The organism is Variovorax raffinosi (genome assembly GCF_051216615.1).
Taxonomy (GTDB): domain Bacteria; phylum Pseudomonadota; class Gammaproteobacteria; order Burkholderiales; family Burkholderiaceae_C; genus Variovorax.
On record NZ_JBPJZR010000002.1, the window covers coordinates 626491 to 646285 of the forward strand.

Below are 19795 nucleotides of genomic sequence, written 5' to 3' on the forward strand. Positions count from 1 at the left end.
CCGCACGTCGCGCCCGCTCACGGCGCCAGCAGCAGCAACAGGGCCTGGCTCGGCACCACGCGCACGCCGGGGCAGTTGGTGCTGTTCTGTATGGACACGCTGGTCAGCCGCGTGGCCGGCATGCCCTGCAGCAGCACGGTGAAGGCAGCGGTGACGTGGCGGCTCGGCCCCATGACCGTGCCGGACGCCACGCCCAGCAGCACGCCTGCGTTGTCGCCGTTGGTCATCGGGATGGTGGTGCCGAGGTTGTGCGCCGGCGCGCCCATGACCAGGATGGTCGGGCAGTTGGGAATGGCCATCGGCCCCATCGCGATGTTGGGGTACGGCACCGGAATCGGCGAGGGCGCGGCCGGTGTGATGCAGACATCGGGAAAGCCCATGTCGGTGCCCATCAGTTGGCAGTTGGCGAACATGGCGGGCTCCTAGCCGAAATGGATCTGGCCGCCGCGCGTCTTGACCAGCTTCTCGCCGTTCACCAGCGTGTGCTCGCCCGACAGGCGCAGCAGCTGCCGTGCCTCGCACTCGACGTGCGTGGCGGCCACGCGGTCGGTGCCGTCGGTGGTGCGCACGTAGTGCCTGCTGTAGTGGTTCACGCGGTCCATCACGGTGGACAGCACCGAGCCCACCAGCTTGATCACGCTGCCCACCACGCGCAGGTGGCGGCCGACGAGTTCGGCCGATTCCACCGCCATGCGCCCTTCGCGCGCGCGCACTTCGAGTTGATCGCCATGCAGCGCGAGCCGCGGTGCCGCGAAGGTGAGCGCGCCGTCGTCGACCTGCACGCGCGTGTCGCCGGACAGGCGCAGCACGTGCGCCTGGCTGCCTTCGCGCTGCAGCACCGCAAGAATCCACAGCTCCTTGGGCGCCACTTCCATGCAGGCGACGCTGTCGCCCACGCGCGGCTCCAGCAGGCAGCTCGCGGCGCGGCGGCCGGTGCGGTGCAGCGTGCCGCTCAGCACGGTGAAGCCTTCGGCGTCGCAGGCACTGACGGTGCCCACGCACCAGCCAGCGGCAATCGCCTGCTGCGGCTGCTGTTGCTGCTGAAGTGGCGGCGATGCGGCAGCTCGCGCCTTGCGGCGACTGCGCCCAGGCAACGACGAAACGGTGCCGTTCGATGATGAGTTCATGAGGTCTGCTCCATGGGTTGCCAGCGTTCGGCGGCGGCCAGGTCGGGGTCTTCGTCGATGGCGCGGGTGCGATCGGTCATGCGCGCCTCTTGCGTGTTCGCGCCGTGCAGCACGGTGCGGAACATCGCGGCTTCGCGCAGGTCGGCACCCGACAGGTCGGCGTGGCGAAAGTCCGCGTAGCTGAGTTCGGCCGAAGCCAGTTGCGCCCGTGGCAACTTGGCACCGGCGAAGTGCGTCTGGTACAGGTCGGCGCCGGTGAAGTTGGCACCGGGCAGGCGCGCGCCGGTGAAGAGCGCCTGGCGCAGTTGCGCGCCGGCAAAGTCCGTCTTCTCGCCCTGGACTTCGCAGAACAGCGCGAGCGCGGCCTGTGCCTTGGCAAAGCAGGCGCCGTCGAGCGTCGCGCCCTGGAAGTTGCACTGGCGCATGCCGGCTTCGGAGAAATCGGCGCGCGCGAGTTGCGAGTTCAGGAACTGGCAGCCTTCGACCTTCAGCCGCGCGAACGACTTGCCCTGCAGGTCGGTGCCGATGAAGGCCACGCGCAGCAGCGTCGCGCCGGCCCAGGTCAGCAGCGTGAGGTCGCAGCCCGACACGGTGGTCTGGCGCCAGTGGGCACCGTCGGCGCACACGTCGATCAGGCTCGTGGCGTCGAGCAGCGCCGAGTCGAGGTTCGCGCCGCGCAGCACGGCGTGGTCGAGCTGCGAGCGGGTCACCGTTGCCATGCTCAGTTGCGCGTCGGCCAGCTGCGCATGCGGTGCCTGGCATTCGGTCCACAGCGCCGCATGCAGGTTGGCGCCGCGCAGGTCGGCATGGTCGAGCGTGCAATGGTCGAACACCGCGCGCCGCAGGTTGGCGCCCGCCAGCAGCACGCCGCGCAGGTCGCACTGCTCGAACACCGCTTCGCGCAAGTCGGCACCGCGCAGGTCGGCTTCGGCCAGCCGGGTGCGCGAGAACACGGCGCCGCCGAGCGCGGCGCGCGCATAGGCGCCCTTGCCCAGGTCCATGCCGATGACCGGTTCACCGATGGCGACGGCCATCGACAGCAGTTCGGGGCTCATCATGGCGCGGCCTGCTCTTCCGGCGTCAGGCGCGGCCAGGTGCGGGCGCGCTTGAGCATGGCGTCGTCGAAACGCACGTCGCCATCGAGCCGCACGCGCGACAGGTCGGCACCGAAGAGGTTGCTGCGGCGCAGGTCGGCACCGCGCAGGTCGGCGTGGTGCATCACCGCGTTCGACAGGTTCATGCCCGCCATCACGGCCTGGCGCAGCACGGCCTTGCGCAGCATGGCGCCCGCCGCGCTGGCCAGGCGCAGGTCGCAGCGCGCAAAGCGCGTGCCGGTGAGGTTGGCGCCGTCGAGCCGCGCCTGCACGAGCCGCGCGCCTTCGAGCTGGGTCTCGCCCAGGTTGCAGCGCATCAACTGCGCGCCGCTCAGGTCGGCACCGGCAAGGCTGCAGCCCTGCACGAACACCGCGCCCTCGGCCTGCATGCCGGCCAGCCGCGCGCCGTCGAGCTTGCAGCCGACGAAGTTGCCGCGCTGCAGACGCGCGGCGCGCAGGTCACAGCCGCTCAGGTCGCATTCGATGAAGCTGCAGTCGTCGAGGTCGGCCTCGGCCAGCACCAGCCCCTGCAGGTCGAGCTTGTAGAACACCTGGCGTGCCGCCTGCACGCCGCTCCAGTCGGCCGCGCCCCATCGGGTGTCGAGCAACTGGGCGCCGGCCAGTTGCGCGCGACGCAACTGCGTGTCGGCAAGCAGGCAGCCGCTCAGCACGGCGCCGCGCAGGTCGGCTTCGTCGAACACCACGCCGGCCAGTTGCGCGCCACCGAGGTTGGCCCCAGCGAACTTCGCGCCCACGCCGACAACGCCGCGCAGGTCGGCATGCGCGAGCACGGCGCCCGAGAAATTAGCGCCCGAAAGATTGGATTTCGACAGGTTGGCGCTCTCCAGCCACGCGCCCGCGAAACTCACGCCGCGCAGATCGAGGCCCGAGAGGTCGGCACCCGTGAGGTCCATGTTCTCGAAGTAGCGCATGCCGCTGGCCGCGGCCCGTGCGATCTCGGCGCGCAGCGTTTGCGCTTCGGCCGCCGGCATGGGGTCGGCCGGTGCCTGCGCATGCGCCGACTGCCGGTAGGCCAGCCGCTCGGCGGCCTCCTGCTGCACGAGCGCGGGATAGACCTTGGCGGTGTCCACCGCCCTGCCCTGCGCCGCGAAATCGGCGCGCATCGCATCGAAGCGTCCTTCGGCGCTGAAGCGCGGCGGCCCGCGATGCTGCAGCGCGGCCAGCGGCAGCTTGTGCTCGGCCGCGAACGCCAGCGCCTTTTCCGCCTGCGTCACGGCGTCTTCGAGCGCGGCCCACTGCTGGCGCTCGGCTTCCTTCATCTGGCGTTCCATGTAGGGCGCGAGCGCCGCGCCGGTGGGCACCTTCTCGCGCGCCGGCATCTTGATGCCGAGGGCGTCGGGGTCCCGCCCCTGCGCGCGGACCTCTTCGCGCGCCAGGGCCACGTCGGTCTCGGCACGCAGGTATTGCGCATCGCCCTGCAGGCCGTCCATGGCGAAGGCCGCGCGCGCGGCTTCGACGGCGGGATCGAAGGTATCGAGGCCGTCGGGCAGCAGGTCGCCGTCGTGCAGCATGTGGACGCTGCCCGTGCGCGGATCGGCGCGCCGCGCGATCGCGTCCGCATAGTGCGCGTCGCTTCGGCGCTCGCCGAGCCGCTCGACCGCGCCCATCAGCGTCACCACGTCGGCCCCGTCGTCGGTGGCGACTTCGGCCAGCCCCTGGAACAGCAGGACGGCGCGTTCCGCATGCGGAAAGAACCAGGCGGTCGTTAGCCGCAGCGGCACCTCACGCAGCTTGGGCTCACTGCCCTCGCTGCCCGTGCGATAGCCCGCGAACACACGCGCGCAAAGGCCCGGCAGGCGGCCTTCGATGTGCGCCTGCTCCGCATGCATGTGATCGAAGGCAAAGGGCTCGTCGCCGCGCAGCGGCTGGTCGAACCACTGGTCCGGCGGCGCGAGGTTGAAGTGGCGCCAGTCCAGGTCGGGCGGAAAGCCGGGCGCGTGCGCCTGCATGTAGCCGGCGTCGTAGGTGCCCCGGTATTGCGCACGCTGCGGATGCATGAGGTCGAGCGCGCCGAAACCCGCCGGCGGCACCGCATGGTCGGGCCGCAGCAGGCGGCTGCCCGGCAGCTCGATGTTGGGCAGCCACTGCGCACCGCCCTGCACCGCACGGCCCTTGCCCGCGGTGTTGAGCGCGAAGTCCGCGCCGCCGTAGGCATGCGCCCAGTCGATGGGCATCTGCTCGAAGGGCTCGGGGGCGGTAGCCTGCGCGCCGTCCCAGCGGCGCTCGCCGAAGACCAGCAGGGTTTTTTCGCGCGCACCCAGCCGTGCGCGCACGGCGCAGGCGGCGGGCTGCCCGGGCTGTGGAAATGCACGGCCGTGCACCAGGAACTCGGCCGTGAGCTTGGCCACGCCTTCGTCGATCAGCGGCACCGCCATCTCCTGCGACAGGAAGTCCCACATCGACTGCTCGCTCCACAGCGCGCCGCGCTCGCCCTGCGCAAAGGGCACATGCAGGCAGGCGGTCACGCACAGGCCGAAGCGCTTTCGGTACTCCACCGGCCGGGTCGACAGGCCGAGCGCCTGGGGCTTGGTCACTTGCATGCGCGAACGGCCTCAGGAGCCGCCATGGGGTGGCGTGTAGGGCGGTGGGAGCGGGGGCATGTCCGGCACGGGCGGAATGACGGGCGCGGCCGGCGTGGCAGGGCGGGCGCCCGTCGAGGGCGCGTCTTCCTTCGACAGGGCATCGGCGGTGCGGCTGGCATTGGTGCCGCCGAGAAGCTGGTCGTCGATCTCCATCGCCAAGCCGCCGAGGACGGGAAACATGACTATCGCGCCTTCGGTCCCCCGCCGGTCGGCGATGGCGGCCAGCCGGGTCAGCCGGCTGGCCAGATTCGTCAGGCCCTGGTCGCGCGCCTCCTGCGCGGCCGTTTCGAGGTCGGTCTTGGCCTTCTTGTACTGGTCGAAGGTGGCCTTGATGTCGAAGATGCCGTGAATGGCCGAGATCGCGCCGAACACTCCCGCCGCGACATGGCCCGCCACTGCCGCGCCGGACCCGGCCCCGGCACCAGCCCCCGAGTTGATGATCTTGACGGTGGCCAGGTCGATCGACAGCGGCTCCTGCGTCAGGTCGGGCCCGCCGACGTTGCTCATCTTGACCGCGAGCGTGTTCTCCATCTGCACGCCCAGGAAGTTCGAGACGTCCAGCGCCAGCGCATTGCTCATGCTCAGGCCCATGAAGGTGGAGCGCGTGACGCCCAGGTTGGCCTCGCTGTTCGAGCCGATGTAGCCGCTGGAGTTGGAGCCCAGCACGGTGGTGTTGGAGCCGATGGAGGTGGCGTTGATGTCGCCCACCGCCATGATGTCGACCGAGGTGTTGCTCAACATCTTGATCTGGTTGGCCATGATCGAATGCTTGCCGCTCGTGACATCGTTGCGCACGCCGCCGCTCTGCATCTTGGTGTTGCCACCGACGAGGTAGGCCATGTCGGCCCCCACCGAGGTGGTCTGGAAGCCGACCACGCCCACGTCCTGGTTTGCGCCCACCACGGTCCCCTGGAAGCCGCCGATGGCGACGTTCTGGTTGGCCGACACCACGAGCGCCTGGAAGCCGATCACCGAGGTCTTCTGGCCCGCATGGAAGATGTTTTCCTGGAAGCCCAGCACCTGCGTCTTCTGACCGCCCGCGCCGATGCTGTTGCTCTGCGAGATACCCACCACGTTGGTCTGTATCTCCGCCACCGTGTTCTTCTCGTTTCGCTTGACCAGCGCGGTGCGGTCGCGGTCCACCGTCTCGCTCTGGTCGCGCCCGACCGAGAGCGAGTCGTCCACTTCCACCGAGGTCGACATGTTCCGCTCGGCATGGATGTTGACCAGCTCCTGTCCCTTCTTGTCCTCGAACATGATCTCGTTGTAGTTCGAGGGCCCGCCGCCCGGCGTGGAGCGCGTCTTGAAGCCGCTCTGGGTGGGCGACTTGTAGGGAATCGGCTGGTCGTCGTTGTAGACCCGCCCGACGATGATCGGCCGGTCGGGGTCGCCGTTCATGAAGTCGACGATCACCTCCTGCTTGATGCGCGGCATGAAGTAGCCGCCCCATGCCTTGCCGGCCCAGGGCTGCGACACGCGGATCCAGCAGGTCGACTTTTCGCCGTGTTCTTCGCGGTCGTCGTAGCGGTCCCAGTGAAAGTGCACCTTGACGCGCCCCATCTCGTCCACGTCCAGTTCCTTGCCCTTGGCGCCGACGACGATCGCGCTCTGCGGGCCGGGCATGGTCACGCGCGGCGTGAGGCGCGGCGGACGGAAGGCCTGCTTGGCCGACAGCGCGGTAATCAGGAAGGTGCTGGTGCCGCGCGTGCTTTCGCTGAGCGCGGGCGTGGTATCGATCATTGCGAGAAAGGCGTCGAGGCAACCGGAGTTGACGGCGTCGTCGAGCAGCGCTTCTTGCAATACGCGGCGGATCGGCTGCACGGCGATCTCGGGGCCCAGGCCTTCGTAGCCGGGGTGCGTGGCGGCGAAGGTGCAGCCGGCAATGATGTAGTCGTCGTCGCCCGCGCCGTCGGGGTCGCCGCGGAAGGTGAAGCTGTGGCCCACCGCCACGTCGGGCCAGTGGGTGACGGCCCAGTGCGGTTCGTGCCGCGTGTCGAGTTCGTCGGCGCGCACGGCCAGCACGGCTTCGGCGTCGTCGGCGTTGAAGTAGCCGCCCGGGTATTCGAAGACTTCGAAGTCGGCCAGCTCGTGGTTGTCGGACACGTCGGCGCCGGTGCTCAGCAGCCGCTTGATGGCCTTGTAGTCCACGTCGCGCGAGGCGTACTTGCCCGACTGCAACTGGCGTGCGGTGGTCCAGCGTTCGATCTGGTTGAAGCGCGCCTCGCTGGCGCCGGCCTTCACGAATTCGAGCACGCCCTTCACGGGCAGGCCGGCGTGGGCCATGTCGGTCACGTCGGCCAGCATCATGGTGCCGGGCGCGGTGTGCGCGTCGAACCAGTAGTAGATGCCTTCATCCTCGAGGATGCGCGAGAGAAAGCGGTAGTCGCTCTCCTGGTATTGCACGCAGTAGCGTCGCAGCGGGTGCGGGCCGGTCACGCCGTCGTTCTTGATTTTCTTGACGGCCTTGATCGGGCTGTCCTCGAACACGGCGTCGAGCACTTCGAGCACCGGCTTTTCCTGCAGGATGCGCGAGTTGGTGCGCTTGGTGAGCAGCCAGAACCATGAGCGCAGGCTGATGCGGTATTCGAAGAAGCGACCGATCTGCGCGCCGCGTGCGAAGCGCACGGCATGGCCTTGGGCGTGGCGTTCGTGCTTGCCTTCGTCGGCGTCGAAGAATTCGATGACCACATCGAACGCGCGCCCGAGGATGGCCCGGGGGTCGATGGCACGGTTGGTCGAGAGCACCGTGAGTTCGTAGCTCGACGGCCGCGAGAACGCCTCGTGGCCCACGATGCGCCAGAACATCAGGTCCTTGTTGGCGGGCGAATCGCTTTCGATGCGGAACTCGTGGTCGGCCATCTTTTTTCTCTTGAAGGTGGAGGCGGTTTCAGCGGGCTGGCTTGGGGGTTTTTTCGGGGTGCGGGTTCGGGTTCATTCGGGGCGAGTGCGAATGACACCAGGAGCTCCCCTCCGCGAATGTCCCCCGCTTCGCTCCTCCTTTATTTCGCTGCGGGGAGCACCTGGTGCCATTCGCACTGGGGCACGCTGCTGGTGATCCTGCGATCAACCACCGCTCTGTCCAACGCTCACGTCGATACGGGGCTCTTTTTCGCGAAATAAAGGAGGAGCGAAGCGGGGGACATTCGCGAAAAAGAGCACCGTGTCGGCGGGAGCGTCGCCCTGAACAGCAGCAGCGCCCCAAACCAACAACGCGACGATCAGAAAAACAGGTTTTCATTTCAGTCGAACGCGTAAGTAAAGTCAGCGTCCTTCACATCCAGCGCAACACGGCGAATTTCTCCACCCGAGGCCAGACGCTGCAGGTACTCGACAGAAATCGTGGGCAGCACGGTGTTGGTCAGGATCGCGTCGATCACGCGCCCGCCCGACTCCGGGTCCTGGCAGCGCGCGACCACCTGGTCGACCACCGCTTCGGTGTAGTCGAAAGGCACGCCGTGGTTGGCTTCCACCCGCTTCTTGATGCGGCCCAACTGCAGCCGCACGATCTTCTTCATCATGTCGGGCGACAGCGGGTAATAGGGAATGGTGACGATGCGGCCCAGCAGCGCGGGCGGGAACACCTTCATGAGCGGTGCCTTGAGCGCATCGGCCAGCGCGTTGGAGTCGGGCAGCAACTCGGGGTCGCGGCACATGCTCATCACCAGCTCGCTGCCGGCGTTGGTGGTCAGCAGGATGATCGTGTTCTTGAAATCGATCATGCGGCCTTCGCCGTCTTCCATCCAGCCCTTGTCGAAGACCTGGAAGAAGATCTCGTGCACGTCGGGGTGGGCCTTCTCCACTTCATCGAGCAACACCACGCTGTAGGGGCGGCGGCGCACGGCCTCGGTCAGGATGCCGCCTTCGCCATAACCCACGTAGCCGGGCGGCGCGCCCTTGAGCGTGGAGACGGTGTGCGCCTCCTGGAACTCGCTCATGTTGATGGTGATGATGTTCTGCTCACCGCCATACAGCGCCTCGGCCAGTGCAAGCGCGGTCTCGGTCTTGCCGACGCCCGAGGTGCCGCAGAGCATGAAGACGCCGATGGGCTTTTGCGGGTTGTCCAGCCGCGCGCGCGAAGTCTGGATGCGCCGCGCGATCATCTCCAGCCCGTGCTTCTGGCCGATCACGCGCATGTTCAGCGTGTCGGCGAGTTTGAGCACCGCCTCGACTTCGTTCTTGACCATGCGGCCGACGGGAATGCCGGTCCAGTCGGCAACGACCGAGGCCACGGCCTGTTCGTCGACGGAGGGCAGGATCAGCGGCGACTCGCCCTGCACCGCATGAATCTTGGCCTGCAGCTCATGCAGCTCCGCAAGCAGCACCGCCCGGTCTTCGGCTTGGGGTTGGGGCACGTCGGCCTTGGCATCGCCGTCAGCCTTCGATGTATCCACCGGCTTGTTCCCCGCCCGCAGCTTCGCGCGCAGCTCAAGCAACCGGTCGACCAGCCCCTTCTCTTCCTGCCAGCGCGCATTCAACACATCGAGCTGTACCTTCGATTCGGCCAGCAACGTGGTCACCTGCGCCGCACGCTTGGTCACGTCAATGCCGATGGCCTCCTCGCGCCCGATGATCTCCTGCTCGACCGTGAGCCCTTCGATGCGCCGCATGCAGTCTTCCACCTCGGGCGGCGTCGCGTGCTGCGACACGGCCACGCGCGCGCATGCGGTGTCGAGCAGGCTCACGGCCTTGTCGGGCAACTGCCGCGCGGGAATGTAGCGATGGCTCAGCTTCACGGCCGCTTCGATGGCCTCGTCGAGCAACTGCACGCGGTGGTGCTTCTCCAGCACGCTGGCCACGCCGCGCAGCATCAGGATCGCCTTGGTCTCGTCGGGCTCGGGCACCTGCACGACCTGGAAGCGCCGTGTGAGCGCCGGGTCTTTTTCGATGTACTTCTTGTACTCGGCCCAGGTGGTCGCGCCGATGGTGCGCAGGTTGCCGCGTGCCAGCGCGGGCTTGAGCAGGTTGGCCGCATCGCCGGTGCCCGCCGCGCCGCCCGCGCCCACCAGCGTGTGGATCTCATCGATGAAAAGAATGATCGGCGTGGGCGAACTCTGCACCTCGTCGATCACCTGGCGCAGTCGCTGCTCGAACTCGCCTTTCATGCTCGCGCCGGCCTGCAGCAGGCCGATGTCGAGCGTAAGCAGCTTCACGTCTTTCAACTGCGGCGGCACGTCGCCACGTGCCAGGCGCTGCGCGAAGCCTTCGACCACCGCCGTCTTGCCGACACCGGCCTCGCCGGTGAGCAACGGATTGTTTTGGCGGCGGCGCATGAGGATGTCGACGATCTGGCGGATCTCTTCGTCGCGCCCGGTCACCGGGTCCATCTCGCCCTTCTTGGCCTTCTCGGTGAGATCGACCGCGAACTTCTTCAGCGCATCGCCCTTGCCCATGGCGGCCGGCGCCATCGCGCCCGAGTCTTCGCCCGGTGCGCCGCTGCCCATGCCGGTGCCGTCTTGTGCGCGCATCTGCGATTCGGGCGAGGCGTCGCAGATTTTTGCGAAGTTGTCGGCGAGGTCTTCGACCTTGACCTTCTCGAACTGCTTCGACAGATTGAACAACGGGTTGCGCAGGCTCTGCGTCTTCAGCATGCCGACCAGGATGTAGCCGGTGCGCACCTGCGCTTCGCCGAACTGCAGCGTCGCGTAGGTCCACGCGCGTTCGATGGCGTTCTCGATGTGGGGCGAGAAGTCGCTGATGGCGGTGGCGCCGCGCGGCAGGCGGTCGAGCGCGGCGGTCATGTCCTTGGCTATCACCGACACATCCAGGCCGTAGTGCTGGATCACGCGGTGCAGGTCGGAGTCTTGCGTCTGCAGCAGTTGGGCGAACCAGTGCTCCAGTTCCACATACGGATTGCCCCGCATCTTGCAGAACACGGTCGCGCCTTCGATGGCCTTGTAGGCCAGCGAATTGAGTTTGCCGAAAAGGGCGGTGCGGCTGATTTCACTCATGAAGGACTCCGTATCTCGTCTAGACGAATGAAGCTGGTTGGATTGAAAAAAAGCGAAGTTGAAAGGCAAGGCCGCATCAATGCGCTCCCGCCGGTTGACGGCCGATGCGCACGTCCGCCGCATCGCGGCTGCGCGTGCGCTCGCCGAGCCACGAGACCCAGCCCAGGCGCGGCGCATTGCCCTTGGCATGGCCCAGGCGCGTGGCGGGCACCTGCGCTTTTTCGAGCACAAGCTCGGCGTCCCATTCGAGTTCGTCGCCCAGCAGTTGCAGCATCCAGCGCTGCAGCACGGGCTGCGCATTGCCGATGGGAAGAAACATGCGGTACTGGTCCAGCGTGAGCGGGCCCAGGTGCAGGCGCACGCGGTGCTGCCGGTCCCACGCGCGCGTGCCGAGCATCGCGCCCATGCCCATCGAACGCGAACTCTCGCCCTGCCCCAGCCGCGTCAGCTCGCCGGGCGGCAGGCTCATCCAGTGGCCGACCCAGCGCTCCAGCGTCACGGGCACGCCGAAATAACTGCACAGCACCGACGCCACACCTTCGGCGTTGTGCACGCGGCGCGCGAGCCAGCCCGAAAAATGCAGCCGCGCGTCGTCATGGATCTCGTCGCGCTCGATGCGCCCCGGCGCGCCGATGCCGACCAGCGCGCCGATCTGCAGCCGGAACCGGTCTTCGTTCGGCCGGTCCAGCGCCACCGCCGGACGCGCCTGCGCCCAGGCCCGATAGAAGTGCAGCGAGAAGCGATGCAGGAAGGTGTCGAGAAAGGCCAGCCAGGTCGGGTCGCCGTGGTTGAGGCTGCGCTCGCGGATGAAGTCGCTCAGGTGCACCGGCAGCGGACCGTTGGGGCCGATGTAGCTGAAGAAATGCTGGCGCAAGCGCGGTGGCGAATAGGCGCTCGCCCCCTCGAAGCGGCTGAAGCTGGCGGGCGCGAACGACAGCGAGGGCTCCTGCCCCACGCGCAGCGGTTCGGCGCTGGGCAGCAGCGCGCGGCCCCAGCGCGGCGTGGTCTTGGCGATCGACTCCAGCCGGCGCAGCGCCGCGAAGTAATCGAAGGACCAGGGCTCGGCCGACCATGCGTGCACCGCGCCATCGACCCGCGATGCGGCCGTGCCCTCCAGCGCCGGTGCGGCTACAGGATCTGGCGCGTCCCGCACAGCGGTCTCCAGCGCATGGTCTCGCCCTTGCCCGCGATGCGAAGCACGGTCTCGACGAAATGATTGACCTCGACGTGGCGCGCCAGATAGCGCGCCAGCACGGCACCGAACAGGAACGCGCTGTGGCCGTGGAAGGCGTCCTTGTCGACTTCGAGCGTCACCTCCAGCCCGCGCCCGAAAGCGATCGGCCCCTTCATCGGCAGGCGGCGCGCCACCGGCTTGCTCTTGACCGACAGCAGCCCGCGCACCTGGCCCTGGCGCATTTCGTCGGCGTGCACCGCGTAGAGCATCAAGGTCTCGCGCAGCGCCGCTGCCCCCTGCTGCGGCGTGCTGTCGGACAGCGAGAGGTAGTTGAGCGCCAGGTGATCGAGCACGCGCCAGCCCAGCCCCTGACTCACCACCGGCGACACCGGCCGCGACGGGCCGCGCACCATGCGCACGCGCTGCACGGGGAAGGAGTCGACGCAATCGAAGTCGTTGTCGCGGCCCATCGGCAGCAGCAGCGGCAGGTCGCGGTTGGTGCACAGCGCGGTCACCGCCAGTTGCCGCAGCGCGGCCGCATACGGGGCCTGCTGCGGGTCGACGATCTGCATGTAGACCTCGGAGCCGATGTGGCTGCTGCGATGGCCTTCGGTGCGTTGGCGCACCGACAGCATGCGCGGCTCGCGCGTGGTCGTGAAGTAGGCCGGGTGGCTGTACCGCGTGCCGTGGAAGGCCGAGTAGAAGGGCCGGAAGACCTGCTCGACGGCGGCCGTGTCCGTGCCCGGCGCGCCATGGCCGATGGCCTCGGTGACGGTGTGCACCTCGAAGTCCTGCGGCCGCGTGCGGTCGGGCAGCAGGTGAAACTGGCTCACGCCTTCGGTCAGCGGCACGCGGTCCAGGCGCCGGCTGAACAGATTGATGGCCGGCACGCAATGCAGTTGCACGTTGTCGGCGCTCACCAGCTTTTCGAGCGCGGCATCGCCCCGCGAAAAAAGCAGCACGATCTCGATGTCGGTCACCGGCATGGACGCCAGCAGCGGCTGCAGGCCTGCAATGCGCGCGAACTGGAAGCGCTGCGGAAAGGCGAAGTACTCCTGCAGCAGCCGGAAGCCCGAGAAGCCGGTGGCGGTGACGGGCAGCAGTGCCTCGTCGTCCTCGAAGCCCATGGCGCGAATCGCGTCGGGCGGCAGGTGGCGCACCTCGCCCTGCAACGCGCCCGTGGGCGACAGCGGCCGCACCATCACGCCGACCGGCTGGCCCAGCGCGCATTCGTGCAACTGCCAGGCCACGTCTTCGCCGCCGCTGAAATGCAGCACGAGGTCGTCGAGCGCGATCTGGCTGAAGTTCAGACCCGCCGTCGCGTGCAGCGCGATGCGCAGGCCGCCGCGAATGCTTCGCGCCTGCGGGTGCGTGTTCAGCGGCAGGTCGGGCGCGTAGGTGAAGTACTGGGCGCGCTGGATCTCCAGCGGCCACACGCGCAGCGCGGCGGCGGTGCGAAATTCGCAATGCGTGTTCTGGCCCACGGCCTGCCGCGCGCGCAGGCCGCTGCCACGCGGCAGTGCGGGGCCGGTCGCAAGGTTCGCGTCTTCCGGGTCGGGCGTGAACGAGACCACCGCCATCGCCGGCGTGGGCGCCAGGAAGTGCGGATAGACGACGTCGAGCAGGTGCCCGGTGAAGCGCGGGTACTCGGCATCGAGCTTGAGGTTGACGCGCGCCGACAGGAAGGCCGTGGCCTCGATCAGCCGCTCGACATACGGGTCGGCGACTTCCTGGCCTTCGATGCCCAGGCGGTGCGCGATCTTCGGAAAGGCGCGCGCGAATTCCGAGCCGCTTTCGCGGAAGTAGCGCAGCTCCTGCTCGTACAGGGTCAGCAGCCGGGGGTCCATGGCATGGGGCTCACGTTTTTTGCGCCATGTCCTGGATCTCGATGCGCCCTTCTTCGAGGTCGACCCGGCTGCGCATCAGGAACTCCAGCGGCACGGGCTGCGCCCAGAGCATGCCGCGTATCTGCAGGCCGATGCTGTTGTGGGAGTCCAGGGCGGAGCCTTCCATGATGAGTTCCACTTCGAGAGTGCGGGACAGGATGCGCGGCTCGAACTGCAGGATCGCGTTCTTCAAAGCCTGTTCCATGCTGACACGCTGCACCGACGAGGTGAACTGGCCAGACAGCATAGGCAATCCGTAGTTGATGACCGAGCGCGCCGCATTCGGAAACTGCCGGTCGTCCATCGACAGGCCGTAGCCGGTGGCGTTGAAGAGCCAGCTCAGGTCGCGCAGCACGGCCGCGCGCAATGCCTGGCGGGTCAGCGTGCGTTTTTCGTCGCTCTCGCGTTTCTCGCTGGGCGCGTTGTCGACGAGGCGATCGAGCAGCGAAGGCTGCAGGCGTTCCTGGGCCGTGGCAACGTCAGCCATGGCCGGCCTCTTGCGCACCGTCTTCGTCTTCGGCCGCGGGCGTGAACAGGATCTCGCGCACGTCCATCAGCGCGTACTCACCCGCGTCGCTGCCGAGCACGCGCTGCCCATAGCCGGCCCAGACCTCGGGCCGCAGCTCGCGCCACTCGGTCTTGCGCGCGAGTTGCAGTTCGCCGTCTTCGGTCTTCTCGGTGCCTTCGTAGCGCGTGGGAATCAGCGCGAGGGTTTCGCCGCCGTTCTCGAACTGCAGGTGCGCGGGCATCCACACGCAGTCGCGCAGGTCTTCGGGCGGCTCGATCTTGATGTGCGCCAGGCGCGCGTAGGGAATCCAGTAGTACTTGCCATTGACGAAGGCTTCGAGCACCGGGCCCAGACGCATGTCGGCATCGGCCAGCCATTCGAAGGGTGCGCCGTCGATGGTGCCCGCGATGGCGGGCGCGCCGTCGAAGGCGCGCTGGCGCAGGTCTTCGGCCAGCGCCGCTTCGCCGCGCCCCTGGCGCAGCAGCGACTCGATGAGCAGCGCCAGCCATTCGTCGGGCTGGCCGAAGATCATGGGCGTGCGCGTGCCGGCGAACACTTCGGCGCGCAGGCCTTCGCAGCGCACGGCGTCGCCATACACCTGCTTCATCGGAACGGCGAGCGCGTCGAGTTCGGCCGCCACGGTGAGCTGGTTGAGCGCGCGCTCCCACTGCCCGAGCACGCACAGCAACTGCGCCATGAAGACGCGATGCTTGCTGTCGGCGGGCCTGGCGCGCACCTCGTCACTCAGTGCCTTGAGGGCTGCGACCGGATCGGCGGACTTGAGGAGTTCGGCGGAAGTCATGGCGTGGCTTTCCGGTGGGCTCAGTTGTTGAGGAGCTTGGCTGAACGCACCGCGCCACGGATGCCGCTGACAAGCTGCGGTGCGCTCTTGATCTCGATCGCGCGGTAGCTGAACACGATGATCTCGCACGGCCGCTTGGGCACGCCGCCCGTGAGGATCGCGTGCTGGCTGATGCGGCCGCCGGTGAGTTCGATCTCGAAGAAGGGCTGGCGATCGGCGTTGTCGCCGCCGGCCTTGAAGACCAGGATGTTGACGATCAGGTCGCTGTCCTGGCTGTACAGCAGGCTGGCGATCGAGGCGGTAGCCGCATCGCAGTCGCGCACCACCGCCAGCGGCAGGCCGCGCGCGACGCCCTTGCCCGAACCGGGCGCGGACGCGACCTCCGCCACGTAGGAGTAGCCGCCAATCTCCAACACCTCCATGTTGTCCGAGAAGAGAGACTGGATCTCGCCCACCACCTTCTTGCCCTTGCTCTCGAGCGTCATGTAGAAGTCGCTGCCCGATGCCTGCGACAGCAGGTCGAGCATGCGCAGCGCATCGTCGGTCTCCAGATACCCGCCGTTGTTGAATGACATTGCCATCTCCTGAAAAAACTACCGTGCGGGCGGGGCATCGCCCGCCCACCGGACCACCGCGGCAAAGGCCTGCCGCTCGCTGTCGGGCTGCAATGCCCCGCGCACCCGGACCTCGGGTGCCGTCGTGTTGTTGCTGGCCACCGCGCCCGTGCCGAACAATCGCGGCGCGCTGTACGGTGCGGCCGGCGTGGCCAGCACGAGCAGCCGGCCGCCTTCCGCGTTGAACCACGGCAGCTCGAAGCGCTTGGCGGCGGGCGCGTCGCGCGTGCCGCGCTTGAAGCGGTTGGTCTCGCCCGGGTCGTCCGGATAGACCTGGCGCACGCCGCCCTGCGGATCGACGCCGACCACGACAAGGTCCACCGAACGCCCGCTGCCGTTGCGCACGTTGAGCACCGCGCGCTCGCCGCCGCGCAATGGCAGCAGCCGTGACTCGGCCCGCTGCGCCGAGTCGCTGCGCAGCAGGCGGTCGCCGCTCCACACCTCGAACACGGCCTCGAAGCCGTCGAACTGCGCATCGCGGGCCAGCGCATCGAGCTGGTTGAGCCACTTCAGGCGTGCCAGCATTTCGAGGCGGCGGCGCGCGGCGGCCGCGTCGGGCAGCGATGTCTTCGCGGCCGATGGCGCGATGCCGAGCGAGGGCGAGAGCACTTCAAGGCGGTTGCCCGCCGCGCCGCTCCAACGCACGTCGGCGTTGGTGTCGGCCTCGCCCACGGCGACGATGGAGGCGGGGTAGTCGAGGCTCAGGCCGGGCGGCAGGCCCTGGTCCGCGCGCACGCGCAGCGCCAGCGAGGCCGGCTCGCCGAGCGGCGTCGTGCTCCACAACGCGGCGCCGGACAGGTCGCGCAAAGCGGGCGGCACGGGCATGCGGGCCCGGTCGAGGTCCACCTGCGAGAGCGTGCCCTGCGCGCTGCGCACCGTGCCGTCTTCCATGGTGGCCAGCACGCGCAGCGGCTGCCGGTCCGCAAGGCCGTCGAGCTGGCCGGCCTGCAGCGTGAGCGTGTCACCGGCCCGCTGCGCGCGCCAGACAGGGCGGGTCGAGACGGCCTGCGCGCGGTTGGCGAACAGCGGCGCATCGAGGTTGCCTTCGGCCACCGGTGAAGGCAGCTCGCGCGTCGGAAAGCGCTGCGCGAGTTCGTCGATGACCGGCGGGTAGACGGCCAGCACGCCGTCGAACAGGTCGCGCCAGGTGGCGGGCTTGCGCGACAGGGCTTCGACCACGGCCCAGGTGAGCAGCCCCTGCGGCCGCGCACCGCGGCTCTTGCGCGGCAGCCGCAGCTCGGGCGTGATCTGGTGGCTCTCGGAAGCGAAGAGCGCGACATAGCGGGCACGCGGCACGGTCTCGGTCGGCACGGGCGGCGTTGCCGCGCGTGCGGGGGCGGAAGGGGCCGGCGCTGCACCACTACTGGCCAATTGCACGGCGCGTAAACCGCGCCAGCGCACTTCGTCATCGGCCGGGCCTTCGGCGGTGACGGGTGCATCGACCGCACCACGGGTCATGGAGTTGGCGGAGCAGGTGTCGAACACCGAAGCGACGAAGACGTTGCGGGCGAGAAAGGCCTGGATCCAGCCGTCGAAATCGACATCGCGCACATCGCCGGTCAGCACCGTGTCGCTGCCGAGCGTGCCGCGCACATCGCGCGCAAGGAAATTCTCCGACAGGCCATCGGGCTCCTGATAACGCTTGGCGGTGTCGCGCAGGCGGGTGCCGTGGCCCGAGAAATAGAGCAGCACGAAGTCGCCGCTTTTCGACTGCGCGAGCAGCCGCGCCAGCGCCTCGTGGATGGCCTGCGCATCGGGCAGCGCGGCGCCGCTCACGCCGTCGGCGAGCATGGTGATGTCGGGCGCGGCGAAGCCCTGCCTGAGCAGCGCATCGCGCATCAGCATCACGTCGTTGCGCGGGGCCTGCAGCCAGAGGGCTTGGGGCTGGTTGACGAGTTCGGAAACGCCGACGAGCAAGGCGCGCTGGGTGGCGAAGGCGCTGCCCGAAACGAACAGCAGGCACACCATCAGCAGCCGCATTGCTCCTTCCCCCTTTGGGGGAAGGCTGGGATGGGGGCAGGCAGAGCGCCCCGTGGATGCGCCGCGTGCCCCCACCCCTGCCCTCCCCCGGAAGGGGAGGGAGAAAGACAGAGGCGCGGCAAACCTCATGGCCGCTCCGACGCCGGCCCCACCGACTCGACCAGCGGCGATGCCGCCAGCACAGCCAGTCCTTCGACCGGATCCTGCACACGCAGTCGCCATGTTCCGCTGACACCGGGCCCGCCCACCACTTCGGCCGAGACGGACTGCAGCAGCCGGTCGGCCTCGTCCATACGCACGCCGTCTTTCCAGCGCACGAACAGATCGGCACGTGCCGGTGCGGGCGCGGTCGGCACGGCGCGGTAGCGCACCTCGTCGTCTTCCGTACCGCCGCCGCTGAACAGGCCGATGTTCTGCACCACCACGCACAGGGCCAGCACCGCGAAGGCCGGGCGCACCCAGCCGTCGGCGCCGAACCAGCGGCGGATGCTGCCCCACCAGCCGCCTTCGGGCCGTGGCAGCGGCGTGGCGCGCGGGGAAGGCGTCGGCGTCTCGATGGGCGATTGCGCCGGGGCCGAGCCCAGCCGCAGCCCCGCATCGCGGTACAGCGCCTGGTAGTCAGCACGCGGGTCCTGCGGGCCGAGCGGCGTGCCCGACAGCACGGAGAACACACCGCCCACGCTGCGCAAGGCGATGCGCCCCGGTTCGGGTGCGATATCCAGCGTGGCCTGCGCAGCCCATTCGTCATGCACCGCGCCGATCGCCGCCAGCCGCGTGGCCGAGACTTCGCCGAGCACGCGCGCGCACAACTGCGGACTGGCTTCGAGCGTGAGCACGTTCCAGGTCTGGATCACGCCGAACATCGGCTCGAAGGGCTCGTCGTCGGGCTCCAGCAGCACGTCGAAGGCGCAGGCCCAGTCGGCCTCGCTCGCGGCCATCCAGCCCTGCCACACATCGCCACGGATGCAGCGGTCGAGCAGCACGCCGAGCAGCCGCCCTTCATGCACGACGCTGACGAGGCGGCCCGGCATCCAGCGCGCGGAGAAGGCGCGCCGCGCGACGGCCTCGCGGCGCCGGGCCAGTTCGGTAAGAGGCAGGAGCAGGTCCGACAGCGCAGCGGCGCCCACGGGTTCGGCCCCCGTTCCGGGAACCGAGCCCGGCATGGCCACCGTGGCGGTGCCGGGCAGCGCATCGTCGGGCACGGCCGCGCTGGCGGTCTCGAATGCGTTGCGGATCACGCTGAGCGGGGGCCAGAGTTCGGTGTTCATGGCGTCTGTTCCTGAATGGCTATGTCTTCAGGCATAAGACGCTTCAGCACCGAGGATTTTGAAAACCTGCAGGATCGCCGCCATGTTCTCGGCCTCGATGGCAATGCCCAGCGTCTGCTGGAGCCAGCCGCCGAGCCGGGTCTTGGCGTAGTCCGCGGGCAGCCCCTCGCGCTTGTGCACCAGGCCGAGCCGGCCCGCGCGGTAGTGGTACGACGCAATGGCATGGCGCGAGGCAATGCCCGACAGCCCGCCTTCGGCCTCCTTGCCGAAGCCTTCGCACAGCAGCAGGCGCTCGGGCTCGGGCAGCTCGGCGATGAAGGCGCGCGCGGCCAGTTGCACCGCCTGCGCGCTCAGGCCGTATTCGGCCAGGCAGCCTTCGAGGTCTTCGCCGGCGCCGATCTCGTCTTCGAGCTGGGCCTCGGTGATCTGCTCTCCGATGGAGAGCTTGCGGCGAAACGAGCTGGCCCGGGTGCAATCGATCAGGTAGCGACGGAAATACGCGCACAGCGCGAAGGCGGTCGAAGGCGCGCTGTGGCCCGCGCGCTCTTCCGATTCATCGGGGTCGGCATCGAGCCGCAGCACCTTGACATAGATGAACTGCGCCACCAACTCCTGCCGCCCTTCGCCCAGCACCTGCAGCTCGGGCGGATTGCAGGCCACGAGCGCATCGCCCACGATGCGGTACATGGCGCCCATGTCGTTCGAGGACAGCGTCTGCCGCCGCCGCCAGAGGCGGACGAGTTCGGCGCTTTCCGCGGACGACAGGGTTTCTTGCATGGAGGAACAAGAAC

14 protein-coding genes are annotated in these 19795 nt (G+C 68.7%); all 14 read right to left on the reverse strand.

Annotated features, from left to right (window positions below; genetic code table 11):
- Window positions 1-17: 17 nt before the first annotated feature.
- The gene (locus ACSFB7_RS08990; protein ID WP_435469135.1) at window positions 18-413 is read right to left on the reverse strand and encodes a DUF4150 domain-containing protein; all 396 of its coding nucleotides are present in this window, start codon (window positions 411-413) and stop codon (window positions 18-20) included.
- A gap of 9 nt (window positions 414-422) precedes the next feature.
- Window positions 423-1127: a DUF3540 domain-containing protein gene (locus tag ACSFB7_RS08995; protein ID WP_435469137.1), complete on the reverse strand. Its 705-nt coding sequence runs from the start codon at window positions 1125-1127 to the stop codon at window positions 423-425.
- The gene (locus ACSFB7_RS09000) at window positions 1124-2185 is read right to left on the reverse strand and encodes a pentapeptide repeat-containing protein (RefSeq protein ID WP_435469139.1); all 1062 of its coding nucleotides are present in this window, start codon (window positions 2183-2185) and stop codon (window positions 1124-1126) included. The genes ACSFB7_RS08995 and ACSFB7_RS09000 overlap by 4 nt, the downstream gene beginning before the upstream one ends.
- On the reverse strand, window positions 2182-4782 hold the full coding sequence (locus tag ACSFB7_RS09005; protein WP_435469141.1) for a DUF2169 family type VI secretion system accessory protein: 2601 nt from the start codon (window positions 4780-4782) through the stop codon (window positions 2182-2184). The genes ACSFB7_RS09000 and ACSFB7_RS09005 overlap by 4 nt, the downstream gene beginning before the upstream one ends.
- 12 nt (window positions 4783-4794) lie before the next feature.
- On the reverse strand, window positions 4795-7683 hold the full coding sequence (locus tag ACSFB7_RS09010; protein ID WP_435469143.1) for a type VI secretion system Vgr family protein: 2889 nt from the start codon (window positions 7681-7683) through the stop codon (window positions 4795-4797).
- 380 nt (window positions 7684-8063) lie between these two features.
- Window positions 8064-10772, reverse strand: coding sequence for a type VI secretion system ATPase TssH (gene tssH / locus ACSFB7_RS09015; RefSeq protein WP_435469145.1), 2709 nt, complete (start codon window positions 10770-10772; stop codon window positions 8064-8066).
- Between the two features lie 76 nt (window positions 10773-10848).
- Window positions 10849-11925, reverse strand: a complete 1077-nt coding sequence (tssG, locus tag ACSFB7_RS09020) for a type VI secretion system baseplate subunit TssG (protein WP_435469147.1) — start codon at window positions 11923-11925, stop codon at window positions 10849-10851.
- Window positions 11901-13793, reverse strand: coding sequence for a type VI secretion system baseplate subunit TssF (gene tssF / locus ACSFB7_RS09025; protein WP_435469148.1), 1893 nt, complete (start codon window positions 13791-13793; stop codon window positions 11901-11903). The genes tssG and tssF overlap by 25 nt, the downstream gene beginning before the upstream one ends.
- Window positions 13794-13803: 10 nt before the next feature.
- Complete coding sequence (gene tssE / locus ACSFB7_RS09030) at window positions 13804-14319, reverse strand: type VI secretion system baseplate subunit TssE (RefSeq protein ID WP_435469150.1); 516 nt, start codon at window positions 14317-14319, stop codon at window positions 13804-13806.
- Entirely contained in the window at window positions 14312-15142 is an 831-nt protein-coding gene (locus tag ACSFB7_RS09035) for a type VI secretion system accessory protein TagJ (RefSeq protein WP_435469152.1), read from the reverse strand. The genes tssE and ACSFB7_RS09035 overlap by 8 nt, the downstream gene beginning before the upstream one ends.
- A 20-nt stretch (window positions 15143-15162) precedes the next feature.
- A complete protein-coding gene (locus tag ACSFB7_RS09040) occupies window positions 15163-15717 on the reverse strand; it encodes a type VI secretion system tube protein Hcp (protein WP_435469154.1) in 555 nt (184 codons plus the stop codon).
- An 18-nt stretch (window positions 15718-15735) separates the two neighbouring features.
- On the reverse strand, window positions 15736-17736 hold the full coding sequence (locus tag ACSFB7_RS09045; RefSeq protein WP_435469156.1) for a caspase family protein: 2001 nt from the start codon (window positions 17734-17736) through the stop codon (window positions 15736-15738).
- 125 nt (window positions 17737-17861) lie between these two features.
- Window positions 17862-19004 (reverse strand): hypothetical protein, encoded by a 1143-nt coding sequence (locus tag ACSFB7_RS09050; RefSeq protein WP_435469158.1) that lies wholly within the window; start codon window positions 19002-19004, stop codon window positions 17862-17864.
- Between the two features lie 27 nt (window positions 19005-19031).
- On the reverse strand, window positions 19032-19781 hold the full coding sequence (locus tag ACSFB7_RS09055) for a hypothetical protein (RefSeq protein WP_435469160.1): 750 nt from the start codon (window positions 19779-19781) through the stop codon (window positions 19032-19034).
- Window positions 19782-19795: the final 14 nt, after the last annotated feature.